The 21,908-nt window shown below is 58.2% G+C and carries 17 protein-coding genes and 1 tRNA gene; 10 read left to right on the top strand and 8 right to left on the bottom strand.

What is annotated here, in order from left to right; translation table 11 throughout:
* The first annotated feature begins 295 nt into the window (after positions 1 to 295).
* Both E7T06_RS06100 and E7T06_RS06105 read left to right on the top strand, forming a co-directional pair.
* Positions 296 to 3,853 (top strand): DEAD/DEAH box helicase, encoded by a 3,558-nt coding sequence (locus E7T06_RS06100; RefSeq protein WP_168733399.1) that lies wholly within the window; start codon positions 296 to 298, stop codon positions 3,851 to 3,853.
* Between the two features lie 8 nt (positions 3,854 to 3,861).
* Positions 3,862 to 4,920, top strand: coding sequence for a hypothetical protein (locus tag E7T06_RS06105; RefSeq protein ID WP_136364943.1), 1,059 nt, complete (start codon positions 3,862 to 3,864; stop codon positions 4,918 to 4,920).
* A 152-nt stretch (positions 4,921 to 5,072) separates the two neighbouring features.
* Here E7T06_RS06105 and E7T06_RS06110 read toward each other — a convergent pair whose 3' ends face one another.
* From E7T06_RS06110 to E7T06_RS06125, 4 genes are read right to left on the bottom strand one after another with little or no spacing between them, the layout of a single operon-like run.
* Positions 5,073 to 7,016: a DUF262 domain-containing protein gene (locus E7T06_RS06110; RefSeq protein WP_136364944.1), complete on the bottom strand. Its 1,944-nt coding sequence runs from the start codon at positions 7,014 to 7,016 to the stop codon at positions 5,073 to 5,075.
* Positions 7,017 to 7,063: 47 nt separating this feature from the next.
* Positions 7,064 to 8,008: an ImmA/IrrE family metallo-endopeptidase gene (locus E7T06_RS06115; protein WP_136364945.1), complete on the bottom strand. Its 945-nt coding sequence runs from the start codon at positions 8,006 to 8,008 to the stop codon at positions 7,064 to 7,066.
* Positions 8,005 to 10,008 carry a restriction endonuclease subunit S gene (locus tag E7T06_RS06120; RefSeq protein WP_168733400.1) on the bottom strand — a complete coding sequence of 668 codons (2,004 nt, stop codon included), beginning with the start codon at positions 10,006 to 10,008 and terminating at the stop codon, positions 8,005 to 8,007. The genes E7T06_RS06115 and E7T06_RS06120 overlap by 4 nt, the downstream gene beginning before the upstream one ends.
* A gap of 25 nt (positions 10,009 to 10,033) precedes the next feature.
* Positions 10,034 to 12,601 carry a class I SAM-dependent DNA methyltransferase gene (locus E7T06_RS06125; protein WP_136364947.1) on the bottom strand — a complete coding sequence of 856 codons (2,568 nt, stop codon included), beginning with the start codon at positions 12,599 to 12,601 and terminating at the stop codon, positions 10,034 to 10,036.
* Between the two features lie 106 nt (positions 12,602 to 12,707).
* On the opposite strand from E7T06_RS06125, the gene E7T06_RS06130 reads away from it, so the two are divergent.
* From E7T06_RS06130 to E7T06_RS06145, 4 genes are all read left to right on the top strand, one after another.
* Complete coding sequence (locus E7T06_RS06130; protein ID WP_136364948.1) at positions 12,708 to 13,658, top strand: hypothetical protein; 951 nt, start codon at positions 12,708 to 12,710, stop codon at positions 13,656 to 13,658.
* Between the two features lie 973 nt (positions 13,659 to 14,631).
* On the top strand, positions 14,632 to 14,928 hold the full coding sequence (locus E7T06_RS06135) for a hypothetical protein (protein WP_136364949.1): 297 nt from the start codon (positions 14,632 to 14,634) through the stop codon (positions 14,926 to 14,928).
* Between the two features lie 178 nt (positions 14,929 to 15,106).
* Positions 15,107 to 15,403 carry a hypothetical protein gene (locus E7T06_RS06140; RefSeq protein WP_136364950.1) on the top strand — a complete coding sequence of 99 codons (297 nt, stop codon included), beginning with the start codon at positions 15,107 to 15,109 and terminating at the stop codon, positions 15,401 to 15,403.
* The gene (locus E7T06_RS06145; RefSeq protein ID WP_136364951.1) at positions 15,400 to 15,621 is read left to right on the top strand and encodes a hypothetical protein; all 222 of its coding nucleotides are present in this window, start codon (positions 15,400 to 15,402) and stop codon (positions 15,619 to 15,621) included. The genes E7T06_RS06140 and E7T06_RS06145 overlap by 4 nt, the downstream gene beginning before the upstream one ends.
* A gap of 181 nt (positions 15,622 to 15,802) precedes the next feature.
* Here E7T06_RS06145 and E7T06_RS06150 read toward each other — a convergent pair whose 3' ends face one another.
* The 3 genes from E7T06_RS06150 to E7T06_RS06160 form a co-directional block, all read right to left on the bottom strand.
* Positions 15,803 to 16,240 carry a hypothetical protein gene (locus E7T06_RS06150; RefSeq protein ID WP_136364952.1) on the bottom strand — a complete coding sequence of 146 codons (438 nt, stop codon included), beginning with the start codon at positions 16,238 to 16,240 and terminating at the stop codon, positions 15,803 to 15,805.
* A gap of 278 nt (positions 16,241 to 16,518) precedes the next feature.
* On the bottom strand, positions 16,519 to 17,115 hold the full coding sequence (locus tag E7T06_RS06155) for an SHOCT domain-containing protein (protein WP_136364953.1): 597 nt from the start codon (positions 17,113 to 17,115) through the stop codon (positions 16,519 to 16,521).
* A gap of 147 nt (positions 17,116 to 17,262) precedes the next feature.
* Positions 17,263 to 17,532, bottom strand: a complete 270-nt coding sequence (locus tag E7T06_RS06160) for a hypothetical protein (protein WP_136364954.1) — start codon at positions 17,530 to 17,532, stop codon at positions 17,263 to 17,265.
* 270 nt (positions 17,533 to 17,802) lie between these two features.
* Here E7T06_RS06160 and E7T06_RS06165 point away from each other — a divergent pair.
* From E7T06_RS06165 to E7T06_RS06175, 3 genes are all read left to right on the top strand, one after another.
* A tRNA-Thr gene (locus tag E7T06_RS06165) sits at positions 17,803 to 17,877 on the top strand.
* Positions 17,878 to 18,186: 309 nt separating this feature from the next.
* Positions 18,187 to 18,543, top strand: a complete 357-nt coding sequence (locus E7T06_RS06170) for a hypothetical protein (protein ID WP_136364955.1) — start codon at positions 18,187 to 18,189, stop codon at positions 18,541 to 18,543.
* Between the two features lie 23 nt (positions 18,544 to 18,566).
* Positions 18,567 to 19,346 (top strand): GNAT family N-acetyltransferase, encoded by a 780-nt coding sequence (locus E7T06_RS06175; RefSeq protein ID WP_136364956.1) that lies wholly within the window; start codon positions 18,567 to 18,569, stop codon positions 19,344 to 19,346.
* On the opposite strand, the gene E7T06_RS06180 is transcribed toward E7T06_RS06175, so the two are convergent.
* Positions 19,318 to 20,322, bottom strand: coding sequence for a GNAT family N-acetyltransferase (locus E7T06_RS06180; protein WP_168733401.1), 1,005 nt, complete (start codon positions 20,320 to 20,322; stop codon positions 19,318 to 19,320). The genes E7T06_RS06175 and E7T06_RS06180 overlap by 29 nt on opposite strands.
* A gap of 120 nt (positions 20,323 to 20,442) precedes the next feature.
* Here E7T06_RS06180 and E7T06_RS06185 point away from each other — a divergent pair, with 120 nt between their 5' ends.
* Positions 20,443 to 21,864, top strand: coding sequence for a hypothetical protein (locus E7T06_RS06185; protein WP_136364957.1), 1,422 nt, complete (start codon positions 20,443 to 20,445; stop codon positions 21,862 to 21,864).
* The last annotated feature ends 44 nt before the right edge of the window (positions 21,865 to 21,908 follow it).

Consider the following 21,908-nt stretch of genomic DNA (forward strand, 5'->3'; position numbering starts at 1 on the left):
ACTCTCGTATCACTTGAGCGGCCTCACTATGCTTTCTAACACCGTTCAAGAACCTTTGGGAGCCTTGCCTATTCCGCTCCGTTCTGCCGTTGTTGGCTTGGCCAAATCACTGGCACCTGAAGAATTTGACGTTGAGAGTGACCATACGACGCTGTTGTTTTCGGAAGGTCAGTACAGCTGGGTTCGCCGATGGAGAATCCGAAACGAAAGCCTGCAACATCTGCTGTTTTCAAAGGGCGAGCGCAGTCCAAGGCAAAGCTACGGCTCGGTAGATGAGTTCTGCCAAGTTCACAATTTGTTGTTCACTCCTGGACAACCCGATGAACACTACGCGGAACGGGCGTTTTTGCACGAGGCGTTTGTTCCCGCCTTTGGCCTAGCGGGGTTGACCTACCTCCAGCCTCAAGCTCCCTTCGTAGATTCGGCAGGAAAGCAGCGGCGCATTGACTTTCTGCTGAACACCGGCACGAAATATGCGCTAGAGGTTGAAGGCCGCCGCTATCACTCGTCGAGTTTGCAGGACTCTGAACGCTTCGATGACGAGAAAGCGCGGCAACGGGACTTGGCCAAGCAGGGCTTCCGCTACACGCCCTTTAGCTTTAATGACATCCGGAGTGGGCGGGCTGAGGGCCTTTTGACAGACCTGTGTGCAGATGACCTGGTTTTGTTTCGCCTCGTTCGAGCACGCGTGGAGGACGACGGAACCCCACCTGCTGGATTACTGGCCCTGCATTCCCTGGAGTTGCTTCTCCAGCAACTACCCACCCTCTTCCCAGAAGTTCAGAAGGCCGTCCTCGCTTTACTGTCTGATTCGACTGGAAAAAAGCAATTGACCTTGGTCGATTTCGAGCCTGAACTCCCGCTGTTGCCGTTGGCTGTGATGGACATCGTCAGTCTCATCGAGCGTGTAGGGGTGTTGTATGGGTGCCCAGTCGGTCTGCCCCAAATTTATATTCATACTGTTCGGCCTAGAAATCCAGAGCTGTACCGTGACCTACTGGCCGCTTATCCCCTATCCAACACTTCATTTCCAGATGCGCCCCAGACAGGAATCACGCTTGAAGACCATACAGAACCCTCGGCAGAACTGTCTGGGGACTATTTGTTTGCGGCGGACGACAACAACTCGGCTCCAGTGGATGCCTTGAGACCCAAACTCTTGGCCCGGTTTAGCTCTCGACTACTGGCTCAGGTCAGTTCGCCGCCCCAAGAGGACACGCCTCCCGCTAATGTCGAGCGGCACCTGTTGGACTTTTTTGCGCGTCGCTACTTCACGCTTCCAGAGGTCAAACCAGAGCAAGCCCATCTGGTCCAGCGGGCGCTGCTGGGTCAATCCGGCTTGGGGATTCTTCCCACTGGCTTCGGCAAGTCCTTGGTGTTTCAGCTTTACGCCGTGATGGTTCCACAGACTACCTTGGTCATCAGTCCACTTAAGGCCCTCATGCGTGACCAATTGCATTCCATGCACCGCTTGGGGCTGTCATGCGTGGACGCCATTACTGGAGCGGATGCCGCGCCACTCAAAGACCGAAAGATGGCAGCCTTCAGGGCAAGAAAGCTTCGGCTGCTGTATATCTCACCGGAACGCCTCCAGATTAAAGCGTTCTACGAGGAACTTCGGGACAGCATGGCCAGCACGCCTGTCGGAGCCATCGTGGTTGATGAGGCCCACTGCGTTTCTGAATGGGGTCATGATTTCCGGCCCGCGTATCTTCAGATTGGCAATTTGCGTGAGCTGCTGGCCGAGGCCAGTGGCCGGTCAATTCCGCTGTTAGCGATGACCGCTACAGCCTCAGAGTTGGTGCGCAAGGACATCCGGTCTGTTCTGAACTTGCCCGAAGACAGCGTCGTTCAGCTCTCCAGTAGTGACCGGCCCAACCTAAGCCTCTCGGTTCATCCGGTACCCAGTTCGGCTAAGCCCGCCTATTTGGAGAGCCTTCTCAAAAAGACCCTCCCTGCTGTTTTAAAGATTCCAGCAAACGACCTCGTCCCTCATGGAAAGCCGCCCCCGTATACCCATGCGGGCGTCGTCTTCGCGGTCTATGCCAATCCCCATGGGCGTGGCACTCTGCCTGAAGGGGTACACGCGATTGCGCAAACCGTCAATGAGCGCGTGACCTTCGACCCTGAGTTGGTGAGGGTTCATGCCAGCACGGCACCCACGGTCTGCCCCACCTGCAAGTCCCCGCTCTGGATACCGATGTCCAAGGCCGAACTCAAGTTGGCAGGGATGATAGACACGTCAAGCAAGCGGTGTCTGGCCTGCGGCGAGACCTTTGTTCGTTACGCGAGCTTATCCAACTGGGACAAAACTATCTCGAAAAATCAGGATGACTTTCAGAACAACGACTTTCCCATCCTGATTGCCACCAAGGGGTACGGCATGGGCATTGATAAACGGAACCTCCGCTTTATTGTCCACCACGCGCTGTCCTCCGGCTTGGAAGGCTACTACCAAGAAGCAGGCCGCGCCGGACGTGATGGGAACCACTCCCACGTCGCGCTGCTCTACGCCCCACCAACGCCGACCTGCCTGAGCCAGTTGCGCAGTCAACCCGAACCCCCCTGCGTCACTGAAAAGGCCAATTTCATGTTCCACAAGTGCCCTTTCGGTCTAGAGACCCTGTGTGACTACGGCAAGCAGGCACGGTTTATTCATTCCAGCTACGCAGGGGTTAGCGAGGATGTTCAAGATGTCATGACCATTTACGACACCTTGGTGGCAGGCCAACCCATTGAAACGGATGAACGCTTCAACGAAGACGAGAGCAAAGATACGCAGCTTGCCCTCTACCGCTTGCAGCAGCTTGGTATGGTGGAAGGCTACGCCCTGAAATACAAATCGCTGACCCGCATCGAATTCAGTGTGACGCTGAATGCAGAGTGGTCTCCAGACAGGCTGGTTGACCGCCTCAAAGACCTCCTGCTGAAATTCGAGTACTCCGAGGAGCAGGCCGAGGCCCGCGTCGCACCTCTTCGGCCCAAATCAACGCAGCGACGCCGTGTCCAAGCCGCACCTGCCGATAAAGGGCGCAGCCTGCTCGAAAGCAGCGCCAGCATCTTGTTGGAGCGGGTCTATCAAACTGTTCCACGGATGCGCTACGACATGTTACGCAACGAGCTGGACTACGCGACCTCTAACACTTGTCGTCGGCTCGTCCTTCGTGGACGCTTTGACGACGCGGCTTATCTGCCAACCGATGACTACCAGTGCGGATTTTGCGATGTCTGTGTCCCCGACCTGAACTTCACCCGCAAAGAAGCGGCTATTCCTGCCCGTGACGCTCAAATGGAAGAGGTGGCCAGAATGCTGCCCGACCTGATGCAGGCATTTAACCGCGACGACTTGACGAGGGTTATTCAGACGTCGGTGCTACGCGGCGCAGTGGCTGGAATGTATTCCCGCGCAGTGAGCCGCTTGGAAAGTGATTCCACCAACCTCTCCGCGCTGTACCTCAGTGGGGCCTTGGCTCGCCGCCGACCAGACCGAAAACTGGAAGCTATGCAATTTCTGAAGCGCGGCTTTCAGGAGGGCGTGGTGCAGGGAGCAGAGTTGCCCGCCCTGCTCGATTTTTCCCGCGAAGCCAGCCATGTCGAACCCGCAGAAGGCTTTCACTTGCTGACACCCATCAAAGGCCCCTTCAACACAGACGTGGGCCTCGCGCTGGTGGAGCACGAAGCCGCAACGTTGTTCGGAACGCAGGCAGATGAGACCAGAACCGTGCGTGCGGTTCGCAAGACCAAAACATTGGCCAAGACCGCTGATGCGGTGGTCGCCACCCTTCAGGACTCGGTGGCTGACCTGCTGCAAGGCTTCACTGACCTAGATGAGCTGCTGCAAGAGGCAAGCTGAGGAGACGTATGACCCAACGTGTAACAGACCTAAATTACCTAGAGAGCCAACTCAATGAGGTGGAGGGCCGCCTTCAGCAAGCGGTGCTCCTCCTGAATAACCTGAAGACTATTCAAGACAAGTTTAAGGACTTGACTGTAGTCTACAAAACCACCAAGCAAAACGTCGAGCAGTCCAATGCTGAACTTCAGATGCTTGAACACAACTTTCAACGGTCGATTGAAAAAGCAGATGCACAAGTTGCAATGGTTGAACACCGGTTCACGACTTATGAACAGCAGTCCGAGGCACGTCTCCAAGAGCTTTATGGTCGTTTTGCCACATTGGCAAAAGAGACCGACAGCAACCTGAGCACTTTGACCAAGCAAGTCGAAGGACGCCTGACCAAATCGCATCACGACTCAGACAAACAATTTGCCCTCTTTGAGCAAAGATTCGGCACCCATGAAACTCAATCTCAAGCTCGTCTCCAACAGCTATACAGTGATACGGCCACGTTGCTTCAAGAGACTGAGAGAGCCCTAGACATCTTGACTCACCAACTTGAAGCCCGACTGGGCAAGGTATACAGCGACTCGGATGCTCTAATACAGCGAACGCAAGACCGGGTAGATGGGTTGACCAGCGACTTGAACAACCGAGCCGAGCAGATGCAGCGCGACTACGATGCGTTTCGCACTGGCCTCCGCAGCGAACTGAGGGCTGCCGAAGACAACCTCCAAGTGGCTTTCAGAAACCTGCGGGGCGACATGGAGCGTGAAGCTAGTGGGTTGCGGGGCGACACCGAAAAACGCTTCGCTGGCTACCGTGCTGAGCTGGAGGAAAACACGCAGTCAACTCAAGCCAACCTCAAGCGGGTTCAAGACACCCTGAGCGGCATTCGAACTGAGATTTCCCGCTTCGACCAGAAAATTGATACGAGTCAGGCGTCTTCTCAGAAATCCACCCAACAACTGGCTGATGAGGTGCGGGCGCGGAGAACACAACTGCGCGTGGCAACATTCGTCAGTTTTCTGGCGTTGCTGGTGGCTATTGCAGGCCTTCTGCTGCCTATCCTAAACAAGTAGAGTAAAGTCTATTCGCAAGACTTTACTCAGGATGGGTAGCGTGTGAACAGGCGTTGTGGGTGCCCAAGCGGAAGCTCAGAGGATGACTGAACCTCGGTGGTTTTATTCGATTCCGTCAGAAACCCCCGCAGGGGCCACGTTGGGACTCAGCATCACGCCTCGGCTGCTTGGTTTTCGGCCAGCACGTCGCGCTCTACATAGCTCCGGAACTGCGCGGCATCCGTGAAATAGAGGTAGCCCGCTTGGTTGGCCGCAGCGAGGGTGAGGTCGGGTTCGGCCAGCAGCAGGGCCACCGGTTGACTCAGTCCTTCTTGAAGGCCGTCCGGCCAAGCCATGTCCAGCGTCGCCAGCAGTTCGCCCCCGGTGTCCACCAGTTCATGCCGCAGGACGCCTTCGGGCAAGCCCTGAGCCATCACCCAAGCATTGACTTCCTCCAACACCTTCGACTCTTCGTCTCTCATAGCCGTGCTGGCCGCAGGCAGGGTGTCTTGCGGTTCTTCGGTGGCGGTGGTCAGGGTGCCGCCAATCAAACTGTTTAAGAAGGTGTTGGCAGCCCCGGCGAGCAGCTCCCGGCGCTTAGCCAGAAAAGCCCGGTACTGGTCTAACGACCACAGCTCCGGCGTCATCGGAATCCAGTGCGATTCAATGGCCCCCGGATGTTTTGCGGCGAAGGTGGGCAGATACTGTTCGGGCAGGTCATCAGAAATCAGCAGGTTGGTTTCCTGCGTCAAGAACGTGAAGTTAGCGATGGCGTTGATGAGCTGGCGGTCTATCCCGGCCTTCTTGAGCTGCGCCTGCGGGAAAACGTGATGCACTTGCAGCTTGCTAAGTGAGCCAAGGAGTGCGTTACGCAGCTCAATGCCGCTTTCCCAGTCGCGGGCGTGCTCGACCCGGCTGAGCATGTACAGCATGGGGTAGAAGCGTGCTCCCCTCGTCGAGCCTTCAAAGTCTTCGGGACGTACCTTCAGGTCACCCCGGTTGCGCCTCAAGTCGGCAATCAGGCGGTCAAGTGCCCCTTCCGGATGGCTGATGAGGTTCAGGTCACGCGCCAAAACACTTTCTGTGGAGCTTGCGTACCGCCCCCACAAGAAGGTGTGAATGTACCAGTAGAGCAGCTTCTGCCGCTCAGTGTGGCTGTTGAAGTCCTTGCCCCGCTGATGGACGTAGCGGGCCATGAGAGGGAACGAGTAGCGGCTGCCCAGCACTTGGTCGCTGTCGAGGCCCAAGGACGAATTCACCAGATTCAGCAGGCGGTTGATGGCCTTCTTCGAGTCTGCCAAGCCTTGCTGAAACTGAGCTGGCGTGACGTGCGAGAGGGCCGCGTAATACGCTTCTCCAGTTACGACGGCGTTGATGACGCGCATCAGCCAGTCGAGCTTGAAGTGAAAGCCTATCGCCGACCACTCGCGCAGGGCTTTTTGCATCTCCTCCCGCGCCTGTGGCCATTCAGCGCACACTTTGGCCAGCGCCAAGTCCCCGCTCGACAGCTTGGTGCCGCCGCTGTTGACCTTGTTGAAGATTTCTACGACGGTTTCGACAGTTTTGTCTTCCCCAACAATTTCTTCGATATGTACACGAATATCCGCAACCGTCTTGAGCCGATTAAGTCGGTCGCTGAACACATCCGCTTGAGCTTCTTCATATGTTCTATAAAACTTTCCAATAAGTTTGCCTGCCTTGGCGCTGTCGGTAAACAGCTCAGTGACACTGAGCCAGAGAGGGTTGTTTTGCATTTTTTGCGGCGCGTAGAACTCGAACTCTTCGGTTTCGAGGTTGAAGTACAGCCCCGTGAACGCTTTGGGGTTGCCGTCAAAAAAACGGGGTGGTTTGCCCCGCATCACGCCGTACAAGCTGGTCATGCGCTGCTGGCCGTCCAAGAGTAAGCTAACGGCTCCTAAGCTGGAGGCGGCTCCCCCTCTGGTCGCCGTCGTGTCGCCCCGCGTTATCCACGTCAGCAGACTGCCCACTGGGTAGCGGTGGTACAACGAGCGCATCAGGCCACGCACTTGGTCGCGGTTCCAGACGTAGCCGCGCTGAAACTCTGGGAGTGCCACGGTGTTCAGGTCAATCTGGCTGAGGATGTCCGCGATTTTCATAGGTTGGTTGTCACGCTACCACTGCTGCCGCACCCACCTGCACCTATTTACGTGTCGTCTAGCTCTGAATCCGTGGGTGCCCAGAACTGCCGGGCGAACAACTGCTGCATGGAGTCTGTCGCCGCTTGTGCCCCTCTGCCTGTCTTTTTAAGGGCCGACTGCCCCCACCGCTCCAAGTCCCCGGATACGGTGAGTACCGTCGTGAAGCTGATAGGCGGAATCGTGTCCCCAAATTGGCCGATGAAGTTGGCTAAGTATTCTTCCGATTTCGCGTAGACCCCTTGCCGTCCAGTCACGAGATACAACACCGACTCCGCTTCGATTTCCCGCTCAGCCAAGGGCAAGCGCGAACGCTCATCCCAGCTCTTTTCATTGGGGGCTTTACCCAAGTGACCACACAGCACATGGGCCAATTCATGGATGAGCGTGGCGTAACGCTCTTCGAGTGGTTGGGTCGAGTTCAGCATGACCACGAAGCGCCCTTTTTCATGTGCTTCGGTTCGGCGGACGTAACCTGCTTTCAGCGGCTCCATCGGTTGCTGCTCGACCAAGATGCCTTCTTGTTCGGCATGGGCCAGCGTGTTGTCCCACACCTGGGGTGCAAGCCGCCCACCCACCGCGAAAGGATGCAGTGCCTGTTCTGGAATACGCGAGTCGTCTCCCGCTGTATCGGTAAGGTCGTACACGAAGTGAACGGGGCCGAACGGTACCAGCACAACCAGTGGACGGGCTTCCGGCAGCACCATGCGCCGGTGCTCGCGTTTCCATTTGGCTGCCGTGGCCACATAGGTGGCTTCTGGGCGCTGCATCCGAATAAGGAAGGTGTTGTAGGGGCTGTACTGCGTGAATTTCCGAATGAACCGCAACGTATTGAGGTACTGCTGGCTGCCCCGATAGTCCCGGCTGCGCTGAAACAGCTCATCGAGTGTGTCCAGTTTAACGAAGTCATCAAACAGGGGCGGAAGTTCTCGGCCATACAAATCCGCGTTCATAGAGAACCTCCAAGCCGCAGTAGTAGACGGTCAAACAAGTCTTTGGGGACAGCCGAGCGGTGTTCCCCACTGTTGAATCGGTTGAAAGCATCCAAGTCATGAGCCAAGCGCCCAGCTACCGTGGCGTGATGCCGCCCGACTGTTCTGGCGAAAGCGTGTATGCCTCCTACCGTATGGTTGCCACTCTGCAAGTAGGGCTGCCAGACGGCTTCGGGAATCAAGGCTTCGCGGGCGTAGGCATGCGCCTCCTTCTCGGCTGGAGCCGGGTCACTGTAGGTCACCAATTCTTTGCCCATGACTGCCGCATGGCCATGCCAGATGTGGCCCAGTTCGTGAAACAAGTTGAACCAAAACACGTCGATGTGCGGGTAGCGCATGGAGAGAGCAACCACCGGCTGGGTCGGGGGCTTGGCCTCAGCATCCAACCAGAACGCCGCTCCACTGGTCTTGCTGCCCTTGGGGTGCTTGAGCAGCACAAAGCGCACGCCTGCCGCCTTGAGAACATCTGGAACCTGCAAGATGCCGTCCAGCGTCATAGACAGCTCTGCAAGGTCATGGACTGCCCTGTCCAAAGCTTCCCGCGAGTAGGCTTGGACTTGCTGGCGTGCCGCTATCTCACGTGCCTGTGTCACCCAATCGGTCTGGGCGGCCGGGTCTGCGCCCGCACTCGCCCGGAAGTGAACAGCCGGGTCAAAAGTAGGGATGTGATGCGGTTCAAAGGGGATGTTGGCGGGTGGCTCTGGCTCAGCCTGGAGCCGCTTTGCGGCTTCACTCTCTCCGACGGTCACTCGCACCCGCCCCGTCAGCAGGTCTTCCATCAGCCCACGCTTGAGCGTTTGCAGCTTGGCAAGTTGAGCTTGCTCTTTCTGTTCGCGCAAATTTTGCTGTCCTACAAGTTCTGAAATACGATTTTGCTCAGCCAAAGGAGGAACAAGGAAAGGAAGCTTACGCACATCTCCCACTCGCAAATGGCCTACGGTTGAGCCCCCAGTCCACTTATCAATTGTGTCCTGCACATGCTGGCTGTAAATAGAGAGGAGCATGAATTCAGAAACCATGACCTCTGGATTTGGCCTATAAAGCATGACACGTTGTCCAAGACAGACCTCATCCATGTCTGGTAGGACACATGCTTCACCTGCGGGAGCTTCGCGAGTGAACACAACATCGCCACGTTTCGGGCTTCCACGACGGTTCCACTTACCAAGTGACTTTGCATCCGTAAAAGTCAAAGTTGATGCGACAAGTCTCCCATCCCGGATATTCGGTGTCTTGAGCACTGCATAACCATGCTCAGTTTCTGGCGGAGTACGGTTAATACAGTCAAGGATGGCCAAACAGACGTGATTCGCAGGCTTAACTTCCCACGCCCTCGGCACGCGCCCCAGCACCGTGTCCTGAAACAATTCCGGATTCTTTTCCGGGTCGCGGAGTTGGCCACGTTCGTCTAGCCCCCGCGTCAGCAGGTCGTGCAGCAAGCCTCGGCGGGCGGCCTGAAGCTTGGCGATGATGCGCCGCGTGTCTTCGATGGTGCGGTCAATCGTATCGAGGATGTCGGCAATTCGGCGCTGTTCGGAAAGGGGGGGAGCAGGCAGCTTGAGACTCTTCAAGTCACCCAAAACCAGTCTTCTCAAAGCGCTTCCAGAGGTGAGAATGTCTATTTGTCTCGTAGCATGGTCAAACTTAAGTGCTTGAGAGACGAAGTTAGCAGAATGCTCCTTCTTGAGTTTTATAATCGCTATTGACGACAACGTAACAATTTCTTCATCTTGTGTGTAAAGAATTGTTTTGCCTATTGTCCCATCTTTAGAAAAGAGTACGTCGCCCTTCTCCGGAGAACAACCGTTGCGTTTTAGTAGGTTGAAATCTTTAATCGAAATTATGGTACAGGAGTCGATGTCAATTTTGCCGACGCGCATGTCTTTGACGTTTGCGATTGGCTTCCCAGAAGTTTGTGGTGTTGGACTAAAGTGTGACCCGTCAGTGATACGTAGTGACATGGTATTTAGTTCTAAGAGAGGGAATCTAAACTCCGGCATAACCCAGCTCCCGCAAGAATCCATCCAACTGCTCGGCGGCGGCGTTGCGCTCCTGCTCCAGCGTCCGCAGGCTCACATGGTACTTGTCGTACCAGTTCTCCAGCGTGGTCACAATCCGGTTGCGGTGCGTAGTAATAGCGCGGGTCAGGGCCGTCTCCAGGTTCTCGCGCATCAGGCCGAGTGCCAACGCCTCCCGCTGCGCGTCGCTCATGGCTTGGGCGGCGGCGGCCAAACTGCCCAGCGCGTTAGCGAGGGTGGCCTTGTGGCTCTTCTTCAGGGCGGTCAGCTTCTGCTTGACCAAACGGGCTTCGGCAGCGTTCCGGGCGGCTTCCAACGGATCGCGCTCGTCGGCTTCGTCTTCGCCGTCATCGTCGCCTTCCAGTTCGGCTAGCGATGCTTCTAGTTCGGCCCGGCGTTCATCCAATGCAGCAAGGTCTTTCATGGCTTTAGGGGCGAGGACGTGCAGCAGGCGGTCACGGTCGATGCCACCAGTGGTGGCAGTGTCGCCGTCTTCGCTGGTGGCGTTGGCAATCCAGCCACTCAGCAGCTCGGCCCAGCCGTTGGCCGCCAGCGTCTTCAGGTTGAATTTGTTATCGTCCCACCAGGAAGCGATGACCCCGGCCACTTGGAAGGGCGTCAGGAGGGGTGTTGGGTTCATCTCAATAGCTGGGTCAGCTTGAGGTGTAACGGTAATCGTTATGCCTACGTTTTGTGCGTCTGCATCGCTGTTTATCTCCTCTGTTGTGGAAATCACAATAGAGCCTTGCTGGTCGTTTACTACGCCGAACGCTGCCTGAAAGCTCCCCAGCAACTCGGCCCGCAAGGTCTGGAGCGCCTTCGTGTCGGGCAGGCAGGCAATGTGGCGGTGATGCTCGTCCCACCACGCGCCGAAGCGGCGGGTCAGGGCAGACTCGGCAGCCTGTACACCACCGTTCCCCTCCACGATAGGCCGGAGGTGGGGGCGCTCCACCGCGTGCCCAGAAAACTGCACGTATTCGTCTCGCTCGGTACTCGCGGGGAACACGCCTTCCAGTACGTCGAAGCCGTGTGAGGCGAACAGCCCTTGCTGGGCCTCCACCTCGCGCCGGGGCACGCCGCCCTGAAGGTGGGCACGCACGTCATGCGGTTCGGGGGCGGGGGTGTTGTCGGCGTAGCGGCGAATGTTCAGGTTGTCGTCGTTCTCGCGTAGCTCCTCGCGGCCCACCACGCGGGCGTATCCCGGCACATCGTGGAAGGCGGCGTAGGTGCTGGCAATCTTCTCGATATGCTCCGGACGCAGGTAATTCTGGGCGCGGCCAGAGTGAAATTCGGCGTCGGCGTTGATGAATAGCACCTTGCCTTCCCTCTCGGCGGGCTTGTCACCCCGGTGCCGCAAAATCAGGATGGCGGCGGGAATGCCGGTGCCGTAGAACAGGTTGGCGGGCAGGCCAATCACGGCTTCCAGCACGTCGTCGTTCAGCAGGCCAGTGCGGATACCCTTTTCCTCGCCGCCCCGGAACAAGACGCCGTGCGGCATCACGGTGGCGACCATGCCGCCCTGACGGGTCACGGCCAGCATGTGCTGAAGGAACATCAGGTCGGCCTTCTTACCGCCTTCGGGCGTGTAGCCGTACTTGAAGCGGTTGGTCACCTGCAACTCTTTTTGCACGTAGTTCAGGCTGAAGGGCGGGTTGGCAATCACGCGGTCAAAGCGCGTCAAGCCGCCGTCGGGTTCCTGGTGCTGCGGGCGGGCCAGCGTGTCGTCGTTGTGCAGCGTGGCGTCGTAAATCCCGTGCATGATGAGGTTCATCTTCGCCATCGCCCACGACCCGCCATTGGCATCCTGACCGTACAGGGCCACCGTGGAGGGGTCGCCGCCATGTTCTTCCACATGCTGGCGGCTCTGAATCAGCATGCCGCCAGAGCCAACGGTGGGGTCGTACACACGCATGTTCGGCTGCGGGTTCAGCAGGCGCACCATCAGCCGGACCACGTCACGCGGCGTATAGAATTCGCCGCCCTTCTTGCCTGCACTGTCGGCGAACTCCTTGACCAGATACTCGTAGGCGGCCCCCAGCAGGTCAGGAAACTCGAAGTTCTCGTTCAGCAGGGGCTGCTTGCTGAAGTGGTCAATCAACTCGCGCAGTTTGCTGTCTGCAATCCGGGTCTGCCCAACGCGGCGGTTGAAGTCGATGTGCCCGACGACGCCTTCCAGCGCGGCGAAGTTCTCTTCTTCTAGTGCCGCGAGAGCTTTGTTCAGGCCGTCGCCCACGTCCTTGTGCAGATGGTCGCGCAGGTACTCCCAGCGGGCCTGCTCCGGCACGTAGAACACCTGTTGGTCTTCGTACCGCGAGCGCGACTCGGCGCGTTGCTTGGCCTCGTCGGGGGTACGGCCCAGGGCCAATTGGTCGGCCACAATGCGGTTGTACTGCGCCCCGAACACGTCCGAAGCGCGTTTCAGGAACAGCATACCGAAGATGTATTCCTTGAATTCAGAAGCATCCATCTTGCCGCGCAGGATGTCGGCGGCGGCAAACAGGTGCCGCTCCAGTTGTTTGAGGGTGAGTTTAGACATGAAATCGTCTTCAAGATACCCGCCCCTGTTGAGCAAGAAGGCGGCACATCTTCCGGGGTTGGTCACATCTGCTTGCATGAGAGGGCGAGCTGCGCTTAGATGAGGCGTGAATAAGAACCTGCTCTCCGGACTTTTGGCGGCGTTGGTGCTCGTCTGTGCTGCCTTTGCCGGGTACTACTTCGCGGTAGCCGTACCCGCCCGCGAACAGGCGACGCTGGCCCTAGAGCAGCAACGTGTGGCGGCGCAGGCAGCCAAGGCAACGGCACAGGCCAGCCAAGCCAAACTGGAAGCACAAAAGCAGGCGGCTGAAGAAGCGGCGGCGCAGGCCAAACGGGACGCTGAGGGGCAGGCCGAATCCGAAGCCCAGCAAGCCGCCCAAGAGGTACAGGACGCCAAAGACCAACGCAGTGCTTACCTTGCTTCCTGTCAGCGCAAGGCCGAGAACGACTACTGGGTGTACGTGAAACTCAACGGCACGCCTGCCGAAGGACAGTTAGATGTGTACAACGCGCCTCAGTACGTCTGGGATAGAGCCACTGCACAAAAGAAAGAGCGGCTGGACGAGTGCTTCCGGCTGGTGGATTCCGGCGTGAACCCCGACGATTTGGAGGGGACGCTGACCCCGTTGGAGTTGCCGAACACCCAACTGGCCCTCTACACCGACGATAGCGCAGCATTCGGCATCACCGACGAGGAGGTGAACCGCATTGTCGTGGCTTACCTCGCGGCAGGCGAACTCAGTGACCCCGCTTCGGCGCTGAACATGTACGCCGACAACGTGACTTACTTCAAGCAAGGGCTAAAGCCTAAATCGTTCTTGTATGCAGACAAGAGCGCCTACTTCAAACGCTGGCCCAGCCGTACCTATTCGTTGGCCTCACAGGTGGCAACCTTGTCGGACGGCGGCCTGACCCGGCAGGTGCGCTTCGACTACGACTACCGGGTCGAGCGCCCCGGCAAAACGCTGGCAGGACGCGCCTACACCGTACTGGGGCTGGAGAGGCTCGGTAGCGAACTGGCGATTACCAGTGAAACTGGGGAAGTGTACAAGCAGTAAGGGAGCAGAGACAGGACGTGACGTGGGTGCTGAGTGGCCCACGTCCGTCTTCTTTCTATGGACGTCATCAGCTAGACCGGCATTCGTAGGGGTGCAGGCCCTGCTCTCCTGCCGTGACGTAGGTGCCCTGCGGCCTCGCCGAACAAGGCGTGGCTCTCTGTTCATTTCCGTGTTGGATGCCGAGTTAAGACGGGGCAAAATGGGCCGATTGGTTTGCACCACAGGCCTTCTGCCCTGCGGCGGCGTTCCCGCAGATGGGAATGTTCCGAGTTGAATTCTGAGTTGGATGCCGAGTTGGACACAGGTCCGCTCCGAGAAGAACCGGCTCCTGCGGTTCAGGTTCAGCGCCAGCCGTCCCCCTTCACAGGTGCAGCGGAGCAGTTCTTCGGCTTGGCCTTGGTTGTTCAGCACCGCCCCACTGTATTGAGGGGGTCACTGGCCGCTGGGCGCGGATGGCGTTCACGGCACAGTTGCTCTTGCTGGACAGCGTTCACTGCACTTTCGGGTGGGGCGGCTCTTGCTAAGCGGCCCAGCCGAGCCGAACGTACCGCCTTAGGCGGATGAGTTACCCCCGCCGACGAGGGTTCAGGGGATTGACAGGTTTCGGGAAAGCACACGATAATCCTCGTCCATCGTTTGGAGACGATTCCGACAGAGCCTGTCCCATTAGGAATCGTTCATCCGTCCGTCTATTTTATTAGCCGAAATGTAAGGCCACGAAGCAGGACAGCGTGAGAGTAAGCACTGGGGTTGGGACACAAGGTGCCGAGAAGCGTTGAGAACCAGTTGGTCCGCCGGACTGCCACAAGCAGACCGCACCGCTGGAGCGTGAACGTTTGACGTTCATCACCTGACTTCGGCCTTCCCGGCCTTATCCCTTCTGGCCCTTGAGCAGAAGCGGCCCTTCAAGGTTCACGCTCCAACGCAGTCCGGCGCAACGTTTATCGCCGCTCTCGTTTTTAGGAGGTTTCCCGTGAATTTTACTGCTCCATCTATCCTCGCGTCTGATTTTGAAGGTCTCTTGAAGGCCCTGGACGCCCATCTTGCCCACGACGTGTTGGCTCTGCGGAACAGGTACTTACACACCCGTCTTCAAGGCGCAGAGCAGGTTGGTCTGGCCACTTTGTATAAAGCACGGATGCAGCGTCTCGCCGAGCTGCATGAAAGTCTGGCCTTAGTGACTCTGGAGTTTCAATTGCAGCAAGAGGTGGACGAAGGCCCTCAAGCAGGCGAAGACCTTGACATCAACAACGATATACCACTGTTCTAAGCGTAATCCTGCTGACAGCCTTCTATGACGCCTATTTCGCCGTCGGGTCGCCCTGTCTATAGGGAAGGGCCCAAGCTTTCAGGGCATGGGTTTTCCCCACTCCCTGAAGCGCTCACGCTCACGGTTTTCCCTCGACACTCAAGCTAAGGCCCGCGCCACGGCCACCGGAGAGACAGCTATGACGACTCAACCACGCCCCACGAAGCCCACCGACCTCGTTGCCCTCGTGGAATTTCTTGACGAGGGCTGTGCCCAGACGGAGAAGGAGCTTGAAATCACCCTCGGATACGCTCTGCGGGATAACGACACAGAAGCCATTCTGGCGGCAGAAGAGCGCTTACAGAGTATGCAGAAGGCACGACGCCATTGGGCTGAGTGCATCGCCGACATGAAGAGGTTCCCAGAGTGGGAAGCCGTAGCAAGGGGACTTCTGGTGGTTAATCCAGCCGAAGTGAAGCACCGGGTCTCTGCGTGAGCCTGCCCCCGTTCACCCCCGACCTGCGAGAGAAACTGCATCTTCATTTGACCGCGCTTGGAGCTTGTCAAGCGGATATAGAAGCGTACCTGACCCTTCAGCAGGGCCGCTTTGAACAGCTCACCCCCCGATATGAGCGGGTCGAGCGCCAGACTGACGACCTCACCAACCCATACACGGTGCGGGGGCAACGACTCGTGGCCGAATACGAGCGGTGAGGCGTACAGCCTCAGTGAGAATGAGCTGGACGACCTCGAAAACGTCGTTCTAGGGCCTGTTGGCCAAGTCCAGGACAAAAAAAGGAGGACTCCAGGATTGCCCCTGCACAGATACCATCGGTCACCTTCTTCTAAGGAATGAAAAACCCCGCTGGAGCGGGGCAAAGGCTAAAGGGGATGCTTACTGGCTGACGCGCTTCATACCAATCAAGCCATTGGAGAATGTGCCGTCCGCCAAAGGAAGTGTGTATCTCCCCAAGTATTGAAAGCGAGGTTCTACGTCGTACTTAAACGACCCCTGAACGTTGTACTGCTTGGCTGAACTGAGCAGCGCCATACGACCAGTTTCAGCATCACCACTCACGGTGTATGTGACGCTTGCCGCGTCCGTCCATGTACCACTGACCGCACTTGTAGTGGCGCTTTTCTGAAGGTTCATCGTTCCGGCCGCAACATAGTCCGTGCATCCAACTGGACTGACGAGTGGCCTAACGCCCTTAGGCTCTCCATCTACACACATTTGAACCGCCCAAGTGCCACTCACTTCAACAGGAACCTTTGTGCTGCCACAAGCGGCAAGCGTGGCGAGAGTAAGCGAAGCCCAAAGAAATGTTTTCATAGAGGAACTATAGCGACGGTGCTGACTGGGCGGGCAAGAAATACGCCCCGCTTGTGGCAACTGATGAACTTCGCTGCACCACCAGGGCGCATCTCAATTGCCGCCGTTCGGGAGGTTCTCGGCCAGCTCCAAGCACATCACTCTAAGTGAAAGGCCTGTACTTTGCCTACACGCCCTAGAAACCTTATATGAGGTACAAGCCACTCTGCGTCGTCTGTTGGCCTAATCGCAAAAAGCGGGCCACCATGGTCGGTGGCCCGGCACTGTGCTTGCGGAATCTACTTGTTAAGCGAGATGCCCGCTGGTTGAGGAGCCGCCGTCTGGTAGCTCTCAAACATGATGTCGCGCTTCTTAGCCTCATATTCGACGGGCGACAAGATGCCTGCCCGGCGCATGTCTTCCAGTGCCCCCAGCTTCCGCTCGCGCTCGGCGTCAAGTTCGAGCTGTTGGCGCTTGTCGGCGTATTCGGCGTCGGAGATGACCCCTTGGGTGCGGGCGTTGTCGAGGGCGGTCAGGCGGGCCATAGCCGAGGAGGGCGAAGGCGCAGAGAACGCGGGGCTGGTCACGCCGGGGACGGCGTTGGGGGCGACTCCGCCGCCGTCCCAAAGCTGGGTACCCTTGCGTTTCAACAGGTACAGGTCGTAATTGGCGAGCACACCGACCACAATCCACAGCGGTATGGTCGCGATGCCGCCAGTGATGGCACTGACGATAAAGATGACAGCGAAGTAAATCAGCGCTTTGACCCACACGCCACGGTACAGATACCAGAACACGCCGAAGACAAACGCGGCCCAGTTCCAAGTGGCCAACCAGCGTCCGCCCTCTCGGTCAAAGCGGCGAAAAGTCTCTTCATAAGATGCGGGTAGCGTCATGGCACTCCTTGAGGGAAGAACGAGAGAATGAGAAAAGCTGCGGCCGCCGAAGGGCAGCAGGGCGCTCGCTTGGCTCTGCCAACATAACGGCGGCCGTATCGAGGAGGGGCCGCATACCCAGCAACCCCCCCCAGTTCCCCTATCGGGTCAATTGCCGCCCCATCCTTTCGGCCTGGACAAGACCGCGAGTGCCGGGTACTCGGTTTCGAGGAAGACTCGCCGCTGTTGGTGCTGAGCGAACAAGTGGCTGAGCTGGGTGTGCTCCGGTGCGTCGAGGTCGTCCTCGCCTTCGGGGGTCAGCAGGATGCTCAGGGCGTTGAGGTTGGCGAGTACCTGAAGGTAGGAGAGTTGCACCTCGGCAGGCAGGTCGGTTTCAACAAGGCGAGCACGGATAAGGTCTAAGTCGGTGTAGTACATGTGGGGCCTCCAAAGAAGAAAGCCCCCGGCTGCACAGGCAGGCCGGGGGAAGAAGGAAAGGGAACGGTTCTCATGCACAGGGCTGGAAACCGAATCGTGTGCTGCTAGCGGGCATTTGACAAGGGCAGCGTCATGCTTTACCCTTATCCATGCGGTGTTTGGGGCGGCTGGTAGAGCAAACGACTGAAAATCGTTGGGTCGCCGGTTCAAATCCGGCCTTTGCCACCAAGGCTTCACCTGAGCAGTTCAGCGGGGAAAGTAAGGCAGCGGGCCAGTGTAGCTCAGTGGTAGAGCAACTGATTCGTAATCAGTAGGTCGTCCGTTCGACCCGGATCACTGGCTCCAAGGAAATGCCCCGCCCTGCGCGGGGTTTTTGCTTTTGAGTGTGCTTCAGAAAACGTCATGCCGTGTCGGTTTTCATCCCTATGTCCTTACCGATAGAGAACAGGCCACTACAACGCTGCTAAGGTTTCAGCCCTCTCCCCCCTGTGAAAACTCGACCACTAGAACGTCAGACTGATTCTCAGAATTTACAAGGAACGGCGTAGCTTTTGGTCTGTACTCCTTCCAAATAACGGTGACGGCAAGCCACCCTCAAGAGTCTTTAAGTCAACTGCTATCTGGCCTTGATCTGGGGCCGGGATGCTGAGGCCCATGAAGCCTCTCACGCCGCGCCGCCACGGAATCGTCGACTACGCCGCCTGTGCCCTGATGCTGGCCGCCCCTCCCCTGCTAGGCCTCAGTCCTGCCGCCCGCCGCATCTCGGCCCTGTTTGCCGGATCGTATCTGGGCGTTACAGCGCTGACCGATTTCCCGCTGGGCGTGCGGCGCGTCATTCCTTTTCCGGTTCACGGGAAGATCGAGTTGGCAAGCGCCCCGGCTCTCCTCGCGCTGCCTGCGATGCTGGGCGGCCTGAGCGGCACCAAAGAAAAAGCCTATTTCGTGGGGCTGGCGGCCACAGTCCTGACCGCTTACAGCCTGACCGAGTGGAACGCTGATCCAGATGCCTGAGCAGCGGCCCGTATGCTGAGGGCATGACCCCTGAGCAACCGCCTGTGCTGGAAAATGAATTAGCCCGAATCGCACAGGCGGAAGCTCAGGGACTGCTTGCCTATGCACAGGCACAGGCCAGTTTTGGCCCACTCATTGCCATCTTTTCGGGGGCAGAGTTGCCGGTCAATGTGGCCACTCTTGCGCCCGGTAGCACGGCTACCGCCGAGGACTTGCGGGTCACTGCCGAGTTCTTCGAATCGCAGGGTGTAAAGGCCAGCGTGCAGACGTTCAGCGACGTGACTACAGAAACGCTGGCAGCACTGGCGGGGGCAGGCTTCACCCTTACCCAAATTCTGCATGTGTACCTGCACCCACTCACTGCTCTGCCCGATTTGCCCGCCATTGCCGTGCAGGAGGCCACGTCCGACGTGTGGACAGAGGTAGCCTGCCGTGCCTTCGGGCCGGGGAGCGAAGCCATCATGCGGGTGAATGCCGCGCTGCCCGGTATCACGCGGGTGGTGGCGTGGCTGGACGGTGCGCCTGCTGGGATGGGCCTGATGGGAACGGAGCTTGGCGTGGCGATGCTGTTTAGTGGGGCCACCTTGCCCCAGCAGCGAGGCCGGGGCGTGCAATCGGCGCTCCTTGCCGCCCGCCTGCAGTTGGCCGCGCAGCAGGGCGCAGATTTTGCCAGCGTCAACGTGACACCCGGTTCGGGCAGTGAACGCAATGTGCGCCGCGCCGGATTCGTCCAGTGCGGCGCACGCCTGCGCTTCGAGCAACTCAAACCCGGAATTAGGCCAGTTTCAGCTGCCACTCCGTGACGGCGGCATACGGCAAAAAGCCCATTTGTACGTTGATCGCCAGCATCGCGGCATTCACGTCGGCGTTGTTGGTGCGAATAGAGCGCGTGCCGGGGCAGTAGGCGGGCAGTTCGCGCAGGGCGGCGGCTTTCAGCCATTTGCCGAGGCCCGCGCCCCGGTACTCTGGGCGCACCGCCGTTGCCCCCTGAAAAGCAAGGCTGGCCCGCTGCGATTGCCAGAATAGTTGCGTATATCCGGCCAGCGTGCCTGTGGCGGGGTCTTCGGCGGCCAGTGTCAGACACACTTCGCCCTCCTTGACCATCATGGCTTCCCAGCCCCGGATCATCTCAGGCGTAATCGTCCAGTCGTCTATGTCCAAATCGCCTTTGGGGGCGCTATTCATCACGCCCATCAGGTCGGCGGCGCGGGCCAAATATTCTTCGGGAAGCACTGTCCAGACGTGCAGGCGGTAGGGATCGGCGTCGGGGCGGGCACACCAGCGGTCTAGGAGTTCGGCGCTCACGTCCTCTATCACCAACTGACTTTGGCGCATGGGCAGGGCCGCTTCTCCGCCTAGGCTCTGGGCAAAGGGATGGGCGGCGGGCACCCGGTCAGAGGTCATGAAGGTCACCAGTCGCCGTCCGTGTTGGCGGGCTTGCTGCTCCAGTGTGGCGGCTAGGGCGCGGCCCACTCCTGTGCGGCGGTGCTGCGGATGAACCATGACATGAGCGTGGGCCACATGCAGATTTTGCGTCAGACTGAATTCCAGTTTGGCCCAGCCGATGACCTGCCCGGCCACGCGCACCATGAACGGCAACACCATCTCATCGGGCAGATGGTCGCCCAGAGTGGCGGCCACATGGTCACGCACCAGCGGTGGGTCTTCGGGGTAGGCCAGCGCGTGGCAGGCCAAAATGAGGTCTGCTGCTGCCAGCCGCTCCTCCGAGGACGCGGTGGCCTTGTCGAATGTCTCTACTTGGAGCTGAGTTGCTGTCATGCTCCAGTGTGTGCCAATTCGGGTCAAGAATGCATCGGCAAAGTGGCGCAGTGCTTAAACCAACTGTGAGAGTGCAGATGTGCAGCACGGCAGGTCAGCACACTCCGTTAAGATGCCTTCATGAAGCGTCTGCTTTTTCCCATTACCGCCTGCTTGTGCTTGCTGACCGCTTGCCCCAGCCCGCCACCCGAGATCCTCAAGATTCCAGAGGGAGAAGCCGCCCTGCACGGCGAATGGCGCGGAATGCTGACGCCTTCTGTGAGCTATTTGCTGAGGACACAGGGGGCTGAAGAGCTGTATGCCCTCCGTCTGGAAGGCGGCGATTTTTGGAACAGTTTTTATTACCGTGTCCCACGCACAACTTCAACATTGGTGGCGATAGACCGTCAAACTGGGCAAGTGCTGAAGCAGATTCCTTGGAATAATAATTACTACGGGTACGAACCTCTTCGATTTCGTGCGGCGACGCCCTCTGTTCCAGCCCGGCTACTTGAAGCGGTGTATGTGAACTCTCAAATGCTCATCATTGAGCGCGATCCCCTGACCTTGGCCGAAACAGACCGCTGGGCATTACCGTCTTCGCCCTCTGCATTTCGGGGCTTCAATGCCGAAGGCACGCTGGCGCTGCTGGACAACAACACGCTCATAGATACGCGCACGCGGCAGCTTATGTCCATTCATCCCGCCATCACCCAGTTGCTGACAACTTTGCCGAAGGACGCTTACACGTATTGGTCATCGGACAAGCAGTGGTTTGCTGTTGAGGACTTGATCTGGCGAGGTCTCTACAAAGTGAGACGCTCTATCTTTACGTCCAATGTCACAGGTCAAGCCATAGACGGGAAGGCTCAACACGCCTTCAAATGCTCTGTCGGGAACGATAACGGCATCAGCAACGACGCCCTGACACTCCCTGACGGCGGGGCAGCACTGGCCTACGATGACGGCGTGATCGAACTGCGCCGCGCTGACGGCATGCTTAAGACTGCGGTAGACACCGGGGAATGCCAGAGGGTTGATCTGAGCCTTAAGGGTGACACGCTCACCTTCACGGGCAAAACACTGGGGACGGTGCGCCTCTCGGACGGGCAAATTACGGCGCAAGTGGACGCAAACGCCCCCGACGCCGCCCGCCTTCCCATTCTGGGCAGCATCTTCAAAACTGAATCTGGTGTGCTGAAGTACCAACAGGCGGACGGCGTGAAGTGGCAATTGGGCGCGGCTCCCAAAACCCTGTGGCTTAAGGCCAACGCCACTTGGATTTCTGAAACGGAATACCATGTAACCGGGGAAGCCCGCGTGAACGAGGAACCGCTGACGCTGACAGCCAAGGCGAAAGCCTACGGGATCAAGTTGCAGCCTCAGACCAGCCCGACGATTCCACCAAGCGTTGAGTGGAATGGAGAACTGCGCCGCGCCGATGGCAGTCTGTACGCCAAAATAAGCGGCTCACACGGGGTTAAAGGTGCAAGTCAGCAATTTTTTATGGAACTGGAGGGCAAAGATCAGGACTTTGCTTACGGCGGCGAACTGAAACGCTGAGCGAGTCGAACAAAACCAATCAGAAGGCCGCTGAGCAATCCAGT

This window comes from Deinococcus sp. Arct2-2 (genome assembly GCF_004801315.1).
Classification (GTDB): Bacteria; Deinococcota; Deinococci; order Deinococcales; family Deinococcaceae; genus Deinococcus.